The organism is Micromonospora antibiotica (assembly GCF_017599305.1).
GTDB classification, from domain to species: Bacteria; Actinomycetota; Actinomycetes; order Mycobacteriales; family Micromonosporaceae; genus Micromonospora; species Micromonospora antibiotica.
On sequence record NZ_JAGFWR010000002.1, the window covers coordinates 290,609 to 297,757 of the forward strand.

General features: G+C 73.3%; 7 protein-coding genes. 3 read left to right on the forward strand and 4 right to left on the reverse strand.

What is annotated here, in order from left to right:
- Window positions 1–60: 60 nt before the first annotated feature.
- Window positions 61–270: a hypothetical protein gene (locus JQN83_RS06190; protein WP_208566072.1), complete on the forward strand. Its 210-nt coding sequence runs from the start codon at window positions 61–63 to the stop codon at window positions 268–270.
- 82 nt (window positions 271–352) lie between these two features.
- Here the strand turns inward: JQN83_RS06190 and JQN83_RS06195 are convergent, their stop codons facing one another.
- The 4 genes from JQN83_RS06195 to JQN83_RS06210 all read right to left on the reverse strand — a co-directional run bounded on the left by JQN83_RS06195 (window position 353) and on the right by JQN83_RS06210 (window position 3,821).
- Window positions 353–1,366, reverse strand: a complete 1,014-nt coding sequence (locus JQN83_RS06195; protein WP_208566073.1) for a HEAT repeat domain-containing protein — start codon at window positions 1,364–1,366, stop codon at window positions 353–355.
- 3 nt (window positions 1,367–1,369) lie between these two features.
- The gene (locus JQN83_RS06200; RefSeq protein WP_208566074.1) at window positions 1,370–2,032 is read right to left on the reverse strand and encodes a HEAT repeat domain-containing protein; all 663 of its coding nucleotides are present in this window, start codon (window positions 2,030–2,032) and stop codon (window positions 1,370–1,372) included.
- 96 nt (window positions 2,033–2,128) lie between these two features.
- Window positions 2,129–2,872 carry a YqjF family protein gene (locus tag JQN83_RS06205; protein WP_208566075.1) on the reverse strand — a complete coding sequence of 248 codons (744 nt, stop codon included), beginning with the start codon at window positions 2,870–2,872 and terminating at the stop codon, window positions 2,129–2,131.
- A 40-nt stretch (window positions 2,873–2,912) separates the two neighbouring features.
- Complete coding sequence (locus JQN83_RS06210; RefSeq protein ID WP_208566076.1) at window positions 2,913–3,821, reverse strand: bile acid:sodium symporter family protein; 909 nt, start codon at window positions 3,819–3,821, stop codon at window positions 2,913–2,915.
- A gap of 163 nt (window positions 3,822–3,984) precedes the next feature.
- Between JQN83_RS06210 and JQN83_RS06215 the strand changes: the two genes are divergently transcribed.
- Together JQN83_RS06215 and JQN83_RS06220 are read left to right on the forward strand one after the other, a co-directional pair.
- A complete protein-coding gene (locus JQN83_RS06215; protein ID WP_208566077.1) occupies window positions 3,985–4,938 on the forward strand; it encodes a hypothetical protein in 954 nt (317 codons plus the stop codon).
- Window positions 4,939–5,127: 189 nt separating this feature from the next.
- Window positions 5,128–7,143, forward strand: coding sequence for a phage tail sheath family protein (locus JQN83_RS06220; protein WP_208566078.1), 2,016 nt, complete (start codon window positions 5,128–5,130; stop codon window positions 7,141–7,143).
- Window positions 7,144–7,149: the final 6 nt, after the last annotated feature.

Genomic DNA, 7,149 nt, shown 5'->3' on the forward strand with positions numbered 1-7,149 from the left:
CGACCCACCGCCACGCCTAGCGTCAACCTGGTCGAACACCCGCCGCCCGAGGAGGCAGCCATGACCGATCCGTACCGCATCGCCGACGCCCCGACCAAGCCGGAAGCCGACCTGCTCCGCCCGCTGCTGTGGCTGGTGCTGGTCGTCAGCCTCGCCGCCAACGCGGCGCTGACGACCGTGTTGGACAACCAGTGGGCCGGCTCCGCCTGCGGCCTGCTGGCGGTGCTCTGCGCCGGGACGCTGCTCGCCCGGCACCGCCGCGCCCGGTGACCGGCGCACGGGACGCGGGCCGGCCCCTCCCCGGCCACGGGGCAGGGGAGGGGCCGGCCGTCGCCTCTCCGCCGACCGGCGCTCAGCGGCCGTCGGCGGCGGCGCGGAGGGTGAGCACGTAGCTAGCGGTGAGCGCGACGACCCGGTCGTCGTCCCCGGTCAGCCCGGCCAGGGCCCGGGACGCCGTGTCCCCCGGGATGTCCGCGAGCGCCTGGGTCAGCCGACGCCGTGCCGACGCCCCGAGATCTGCCCGGGTGAGCAGGCCGATCAGGCGCGCGGCGATCCGCTCCGCCGTGGCGGGATCGGTCGCCAGCGCGCTCAGCGCGTCGGCGGCGTCGACGTCGTTCACCTCGGCGACGACCATGTCGACGAGCGTCGGCACGGCGTCGGGCTCGCCACGGACGCCGAGCGCCAGCGCCGCGTACCTGCCGACCACGGGGTCCGGGTGGCGCAGGGCGTCGCGGAGCAACGTGGTGGCGTCCCCACCCGGGATCTCGACGATGGCCCGGACGGCACGTTCCCGCACCCCGGCCTCGGGTGCGTCGAGCCCCTCCGCCAGCAGGGGCAACCCGTCGACGCCCAGGTGCGCGAGCGCCCAACGCAGCGCCCCGGCGACGTTCGGGTCGGACTCGTCCAGCACCGCCGTGACCAGTGCCTCCACCGGCACCGGTACCTCACCGGCCGAGGCCAGCGCCGCGCGTTGACGCTGCTCCGCGCGCGGTGAGCCCAGGTCGCGCAGGAGCGCGACCACCTGCAGGACGTCCTGCCAGTCGGCGGGCCCGGCGGCGTCGATCCGCCGGAGGCGGGTGAGCAGCTCCCGCTCCGCGGTGATGCGCGCCCGGGTCTGCCGGATGAGGTCGTCGACGAGTTCCGCAGGGGTGAAGGCGGGGTCGTCGAGCGCCCGTCCCACCGCCCGCAGCGACAACCCCAGCGAGCGCAGGCTCTCGATGTGGAAGATCCGGCGAAGGTCCGCGCCGGAGTACTCGCGGTAACCGACGCCACTACGACCGGTCGGTCGTAGTAGTCCGAGCGACTCGTAGTGCCTGAGCATCCGGGCGCTGACCCCGCAGCGTCGCGACACGTCACCGATCAGCACCGCCTACCCCGGCCCGCCGGTCCCGCCGAGCGCCACGATGCGCGTCGCCTCCCCGAGGGAGAACTCGAATCCGGCGTCCGGGTCGCGCAACAGCCGCTGCGTGGCGACCGCGTGCGCGCGTACCCGGGGATCCGGATGCGCCCCGGCGGCCTGCAGGACCGGCGGGACGACCTCGCCGAGCGCGGACAACGCCCGGCTGAGGCTCAGCCACGTCGCCCGGTCGCCCCGCCCGAGCTGGGTGGCCAGCACCTCGGCCAGGCCGGACTCCGCGTCGTCGGGCACCAGCGCGACCGCCGCCCGCCAGGCGCTGCGTGCCACCTCGTCGTCGGGGTCGGTCAGCAGGGCCCGGGTGATCGCCGGCCAGGCCCGTCGGTCCCCGATCTTGGACAGTGTGTGCAACGCCTGACTGCGGGCCTGCGCCCGGGTCGACCCCAGGGCGGCGACGAGCCGGGGGACGGTCGCCTCCGGCGGGTGACGGGTGAGCGCCCAGGTCAGCATCTCGCGGACGGAGAAGTCCGGTTCGGTCCCGCAGCGGGCGACGAGCGGGTCGACGAAAGCCGGGTCGGGGGTGGTGCCGACCGCCAGCGCGGCCCGCAGCCGCACCGACGGGTCACCACTCGCCAACCCCCGCAGCGCCCGCGTCGGGTCCACTTCCGATCTGGTCATCCGGACCACCTCCCCGACGCAGTGTCGACCCTGACACCGTGTCAGGGTCAACCGGTGCTCCGCTGCGTCCGCCCGATCCGGTGGGCGTCCGCCGGGTCACCGGGGCCGGCGCAGGACGACCGGTGGACCGAACCGGACCGGCACGCCGGGTGAGTACAGCACGCTGACCGGCGGTCCGGTCGGCGCCGGCAGTCCGGCGGCGGTGATCAGTTCGTCGTCCAGGTGCAGCAGCTCGGCCCGGTGCAACGGCCACTGCGGATGCCAGTTCGGCAGGTGCAGGGTGCGCCCGTACGCCCGGGTGTGCAGGCCCCACCGGGCGGTGAGGAAGTGCTCCAGCGGGGTCGGCCGGTGGATCGGCGCACCCACCCGGACCACCATCCGGCTGGTCGTCCCGGCCGGCCCTGGCCAGCGCCGACGACACCGGTAGCTGCGCAGGTCACCGTCGTGGTCCAGGCGCATCGCCGACCACAGGTACGGCAACCCCAGGGTGATCCGGGCGACCAGCACCGGGATCAGCCGGGACGCGTCGAGGGACCGGAACACCACGGCCCGCCGACCGGCCTGGTCCACCGAGTAGAGCCGGACGTTGGTCTCCCAGAAGGTCCCCAGGTACGGCACGGCGGGCCCCCGGCCGAAACCGAGGCCGACCATCCGGAAGCCGATCAGTCCGACGTGGGTGGTTCCGTCGACGGTGTCCGGACGGGTACCGGCCGGCAGCAGCGGCGCGACGAGTTCCGGGGCGACCGCCCAGTGCAGGAAGGTCAGGTCCGCCCACCGCTGGCGCAGCAGCGTACGGGGGAACGTCTGGACGGGTGCGGGGACGACCGGTTCGATCTGCACGCACCCATCCTGCTCCACGGCCCCCGGCCGGTGGGACGGGTCAGCGCAGGGTCCGTCGGGCCGTCTGCCCGGCGACGGTGGACGAGGGGGCGGCGGAGCGACGGGTGACGACGAGCCCGAAGGCGGCGGCGGTGAAGAACATGAGGCTGCCGTAGACCACCGACGGCATGGCCATCGTGGCGTTGTCGAGCAGGGTCGGACTCATCCCGATGGTGATGGCCAGGGTGGCGTTGTGCAGGCCGATCTCGAAGGAGGAGGCGACCGAGTCCCGGTGCCCGGCCCGCAGCAGCCGGGGCGCGAGGTAGCCGACGGCGAGGCTGGTCAGGTTGAACAGCACCACGACCCCGATGAGCTCCCCGAGGGTGGCCAGCACGTCGTCCTTGATGCCGGCCACCGCCCCCACGATGATCACCGCCAGGACGAGCACGGAAATGATCTTCACCGGACGTTCCATCCGCAGGGCGAAGGCGGTGAACCGACGCCGCAGCAACATCCCGATGGCGATCGGGATCAGGACCAGCGCGAAGACCTGCACCACCTTGCCGAACTGGAGGCCGATCGTACTGTCCGCACCGACGAAACCGGCCACCGACAGGTTGACGATCAACGGGAGGGTGAACAGGGCCAGCACCGAGTTGATCGCGGTCAACGACACGTTGAGCGCGACGTTGCCCCGGAACAGGTGGCTGTAGAGACCGGCGGTGCTGCCGCCCGGCGAGGCGGCGAGCAGCATCATCCCCACCGCCAGCTCCGGGCGCAGACCGAAGGCGGCCACCAGGCCCAGGCAGATCGCCGGCAGGACCAGCATCTGGCAACCCAGGCAGATCAGCACCACCCGGGGCTGGCGGGCCACCAGGCGGAAGTCCTCGACGGTCAGGCTGAGACCGATGCCCAGCATGACGATGCCGAGAGCGACCGGAAAGAGGGCGAGCGACAACCCGGAACCCATGACCCACCACCCTGCCCCACGGGATAGACGTCTTTCACTGCATCCTGGCAGCGGCCGGCCCGTCGGTCATCTCGCCGAGTGCTCATCCACTCCCGACAGCCGGTGTCGAGTAGCCGACGGTCGCCCGGGGTGAACGGATGCGTAGGCCTGACATGATTACTCCATGTCAGCGTCTGACCACACCGAAGACGCCGCCGTCGACCCGGCGCGTCGCACGCAGGACCGCCCCGCCGACCAGGAGCACCCCGCCGACCAGGAGCGCAGCGCGCAACAGCAACGGGCAGTCGACGCCGAACCCGCCCACCCCGACGACCGGGACGGCAACTCCGGTCCCCCTGGCAGCAGCGCGGACGAGCCGCCGGCCGACGCCCGACCGACGCGCCGACAACGACTGGTCCGGTCCATTCCGACCGTCGTCGCCGTCCTCGCCGGGGCGGTGGGGGTGGTGGGCGGTGTCGTGACGTTGATCCCGCACCGGCCCCCGTCCTCGCCTTTCGCCGAGTCGGCCTTCTCCGAGTCGTTCAACTCGCCGCTGGCCGACCCGCAGGAAGCCGACCGGTACTACGCGAGTTGGACCGACCCCGACGGCGACCGCGATCCGGACGACGCCTGGACCACCCAGGTGGACACCGGCAACGGCCTGTTCCGGCTCACCAACCGGGCCGACCGCAACGCCGTGCGCTACCACTGGGTCAGCGTCCGGGACCACCGCACCGGCACGGCGCTCGACGCCGCCGACCGACCGGTCACCGTCGACGTCCGGATTCCCGAGCACGGCACCCCGGCAAGCTCGGCGGGCCTGCTCTACCGGGCCACCGGGCAACCCCGGGCGTACTACGCCTTCCTGGTCTCGCCCGACGGCACCTACTCGTTCGCCGTCCGTCGGCCGAGCGGCGATGGCGGACTGTCCTACCGGTTCACCGAGGCCTCGGACCGGATCCGGCCCGGCGGCTGGAACCGGATCGGGATCGTCGGCCACGGCGACCGGCTCGACCTCTACCTCGACGACACCCGGGTCAAGACGGTGTCGGCGGAGGAGCTGACCGACGGGCAGAGCGGCGTCATCGCGACGAGCACCGGCGTCTTCGAATTCGACAACTTTCAGCTCTACCGGTGACCGGCGGGACCGGCGGGCCACGTGCCGGAGGGGACCGGAGGCCGGCGCACCGACGACTCGTCTGCGTGAACCGGTGACGGCACCGGGTGTCGGGTAGCTGACGCGGCGTAGTCGGGTGCCCGCTAGAGGTGGGTACGGCATGAGCGGAGGGTGACAACAGCCGACCCGCCACTGCGAGACGAGGTAGTCATGCCCGTCACTCCGAGCTATCCCGGCGTGTACATCGAGGAAGTCGCGAGTTCCGTCCGCCCCGTCATCGGCGTGGCGACCGGGGTGACCGCCTTCGTGGGATACGTCCGGACCGGACCGGAGCACCGGGCCGTCCGGGTGAACACCTTCGGCGAGTTCGAACGCCGGTTCGGCGGGGCCGACCGGGACTCCGAACTCAGCCTGGCCGTGCAGCAGTTCTTCCGCAACGGCGGGGCCGCCGCCCTGGTCGTGCGGGTGCCCCGCGCCGACGCCCGGGCCGCCTCGGTGACCCTGCTGGACAAGGTCGGCGCCGGGGCGAAGTCCGCGCTGCTGCTGGACGCGACGAGCACCGGTGCGTGGGGCAGCGGACTCCTCGTCGACGTCGACCACGACGGGGCCGCCGACGCCACGTCGTTCAACCTGACCGTCACCTACACCGCCACCGGCGACACCGAACGGTTCACCGGTCTGTCCGCCGACCCGACCAGCGCCGCGTACGCGGTGGCCCTGCTCAACGACCCGGACCGGGGTTCGGCGCTGGTCCGGGCGCGGGCCGGGGCCGCCGGGGCGGGACGACCGGTGCCCAGCGGCACGGTCGGCGCGGCGCTCGGCACGCCCACCGTGGACGCCGCCAAGAACTACCGGCTCACCGTGCAACCCGACCGGCCCACCAAACCGGACCCGAACGACCCCGCCAAGACCGTGCCGGCGGTCGCCCCGGTGACCGTCACCGCGCTGACCAAGGGCGAACGGCTGCCGTCCTCCCCGGCCGGGGTGGCCGCGCTGCTGCAACGGAAGGTCAACACGGCGCTCGGTGCCGCCGACGGCGCGGCCGGCCTGCGGGTCCGGGTGGTACCCACCGCCGCCGGTGGGCTGCGCGTCCTCGGCGACGTGGACGCGTTGGTCGCCCCGGCGGCCGTGGACGCCGCCTTCACCGTCGCGGGGGTCACCCCCGCCGGCGACGTGGCCGACGGCGCGGCCCTGCTGGGCCTGTCAGGTGCTGCCACCAACGTGGGCCGGATCAGCCCGCTCGGCGTCAAGCGGCTCGGGCAGGGCGACCTGGTCACCGGTTCCGACGGCACCACCCTGCCCGGCACCGGCGCGCTGATCGGCAGCGAGGCCGCCTACACCGGCATCTACGCGCTGCTCAAGACCGACCTGTTCAACCTGCTCTGCATCCCCGACGCCACCCGCGCCAAGCACGGCGACCCCGGCGTCGTCGACAGCGGGCTGGACCCGGAGGCGGTCTGGTCGGCCGCCTACGACGTCTGCGAACGGCGGCGGGCGGTCCTGCTGGTCGACCCGCCGCCGGGAGTGGACGACCCGGACCGCGCCCTGGACTGGATCAACCAACTCGGGGTCAAGGGCCCCAACGCGGTGGCCCACTTCCCCCGGCTGCGCATCCCCGACCCCACCGACGGCTTCCGACCCCGCACCGTCGCCCCCGGCGGCACCCTCGCCGGCCTGTACGCCCGCCAGGACACCGAACGGGGCGTGTGGAAGGCACCGGCCGGCACCGAGGCACAGCTGCGGGGGGTGACCAGCCTGGTCTATCCGCTGACCGACGCCGAGAACGGTGTGCTCAACCCGTTGGGGCTCAACTGCCTGCGCACCTTCCCGGTGACCGGCACCGTCAACTGGGGTGCCCGCACCACCGCCGGCGCGGACGTACTGGCCAGCCAGTGGAAGTACACCCCGGTCCGACGGCTCGCGCTCTATATCGAGGAGAGCGTCTTCCGGGGCACCCAGTGGGCCGTCTTCGAGCCCAACGACGAGCCGTTGTGGTCCCAGCTGCGGCTGAACCTGACGTCGTTCATGCAGGACCTGTTCCGCAAGGGCGCGTTCGCCGGGCGCACCCCGCGCGAGGCGTACCTGGTGCGGTGCGATGCGGAGACCACCACCAGCGACGATCGGGACCGCGGCGTGGTCAACGTGGTCGTCGGGTTCGCCCCGCTCAAACCCGCCGAGTTCGTGATCGTGCGGATCCAGCAGCTCGCCGGCCAGAGCCCGTCCTGAGAGGTG